This is a genomic window from Dehalococcoidia bacterium, assembly GCA_041653995.1.
GTDB lineage: Bacteria > Chloroflexota > Dehalococcoidia > GIF9 > UBA5629 > CAIMUM01.
Genome location: JBAZEK010000024.1, coordinates 4,678 through 6,495 on the forward strand (window position 1 = coordinate 4,678; position 1,818 = coordinate 6,495).

Here is a 1,818-nt window from a genome sequence, read left to right on the forward strand (position 1 = left end):
TCATTTTGCCTTCTTCTCCTTATCCCAATAGGGACTCTTGCATTTGGGGCACATTCTGATTTCTTCTTGTGTGGGAAACCACTTGTGCCCACAGCGTTTACACTCTAGTTTAATCAGTTTGATTTTCATACCTATTAGTTTACCTCAAGGTAAATGGTTTGTCAAGCAAAATCTTTGGGTCAAAAACCATAAGGTTTGAATCCCGCATTAAACCTCTTATCTGATTCAGCCTGGGCATCTCTTGCCCACTTAATACCAGCGTCCCTTCCCCCGCCCCTATAATTCATCGGCGGGTTGGGGCAATCAAACCTATCCATCTCATACACCCAACCCATGCGGGTAAGGGTGCAGGTTACATTCACCTCACCCGCCGCATGATCCTGCCCGCAAAATTCGCAGCGGATTATGGGTTGCGGATTGACCGCGGTGTAGTGATCGCCGATTTTAGCCATTATCTGTCTTCGCAACCCTCTCTATAATCGTGTGCATACCGTCCTCGGTTAGCTTGATTGCCTCTATTAAGCTGGCAACCTTGTGTTTCAGTTCCCAGGGGTGCGTGAATTGCCCGTAGATAGACTTATCCGCTGGTGGGTTAAAGCAGGCATAGCCGCCGCGCCCGAATAATTCACAGCGCGTCTCGGCTGTATTGACCGCCATGATGCCCGTAACCCCGTGCTGCTTGGGGCGGCTGGCATCGGTGACCCCGAATAGCAGGCACACCGTCCAATCCTTTTCATCCAGCAGATAGGGGGCGTGGGCTATGCCACCGCGCCTGGCAGTGTCGGCATTGACCCCGTGCTTTGCCGCCCACTCGTCAATCTCCGGCGTGAACTGCCGCGCCATTGCCGCAAGCTCGTCAAGTCCGGCGGGGTGGTGGTTCACTGCTGCTGTCCTTTCAATGACTCGGCTATCTCCCGCTCCCAATTGCAATACTCGCATTTCTCCCCTGCCGCCGGTTCCGGTGCTTTTAACATATCCAGCACACCATGCAGAAATCCATCAAACCACTCCACCTCATAGGGTAGCGGGCAAAGCGCAATATAGCCGCTCAATGTGAATTCATCCCCGGCGCCCAGGGTGTGCGTGAATTTCTGCACCGGTGCATAGAACAATTGCAGTCCGCTAACCCGTTTTATATCCCCCTTTGCCGGATGCTCCAGCATCCAGGCATAGGCGTGGAGTTGGCGGCTATACTTGGCGATGCTCTGTTCCGTTGGCTCGGCGGTCTTAAAGTCCATCACGCTAACCAAGCCGTCAGTTGGGTGGATAATCAGGCAATCCAGCCGCCCACCCAGCATCAAATCATTATCAGGATCGCCGGTCAATGGAGCGCTGGCTAGGGTGCGGTTGGTGGTATCCAATACATCGCCATTGGGCAGCCGGTAGTCTTTGAATGACTCTCGCTGCAGATGGTCAATGGTGTTAAACATACCGGGCATGGGCAGCCGGGGGCGGTTGCGTATCTTGTGCGCCTTCAGCCAGAAACACCGGGGGCACTCATCCCACAGGTAAGTTAAATCGGTTGGTGCTACTTTGAATTGCACAGCAATACCTCCTCTAGTGTTGTTTTCCCTTCAGTGAATTCCTCTGCATACTCGGCGACCGGCGATCCCAGCCATATCCTCTCTATGCTGGCGCCGCAGATCAGACACACATAATACTTGGCGCTCCATTGCTCCTCGGCGGTGCTAAAGTTGCCGCTTGATTCGCTGATGAATGTCCACTCGCCGCCACAAGTGGGGCAGTGGGGGGTTGCTAAAACATTGGTTCTTGACATTGCTCTACTCTCCTTCTCGCTATCTCTACATACTTGGGTTC

At 53.3% G+C, this 1,818-nt stretch carries 4 protein-coding genes; all 4 read right to left on the reverse strand.

Annotated elements, in window-relative coordinates; all coding sequences use genetic code 11:
- Window positions 1-179: 179 nt before the first annotated feature.
- The gene (locus tag WC359_14240) at window positions 180-452 is read right to left on the reverse strand and encodes a hypothetical protein (GenBank protein ID MFA5401605.1); all 273 of its coding nucleotides are present in this window, start codon (window positions 450-452) and stop codon (window positions 180-182) included.
- On the reverse strand, window positions 445-882 hold the full coding sequence (locus WC359_14245; GenBank protein MFA5401606.1) for a hypothetical protein: 438 nt from the start codon (window positions 880-882) through the stop codon (window positions 445-447). The genes WC359_14240 and WC359_14245 overlap by 8 nt, the downstream gene beginning before the upstream one ends.
- The gene (locus WC359_14250; GenBank protein ID MFA5401607.1) at window positions 879-1,544 is read right to left on the reverse strand and encodes a PD-(D/E)XK nuclease family protein; all 666 of its coding nucleotides are present in this window, start codon (window positions 1,542-1,544) and stop codon (window positions 879-881) included. The genes WC359_14245 and WC359_14250 overlap by 4 nt, the downstream gene beginning before the upstream one ends.
- A partial coding sequence (locus WC359_14255) for a hypothetical protein (protein MFA5401608.1) occupies window positions 1,529-1,818 on the reverse strand: 290 nt, incomplete at its 5' end. The genes WC359_14250 and WC359_14255, both read right to left, overlap by 16 nt.

Excerpts from the sequence above, each read along its gene's own strand:
- WC359_14240 (MFA5401605.1), bottom strand. The coding sequence starts at position 452 with ATGGCTAAAATCGGCGATCACTACACCGCGGTCAATCCGCAACCCATA.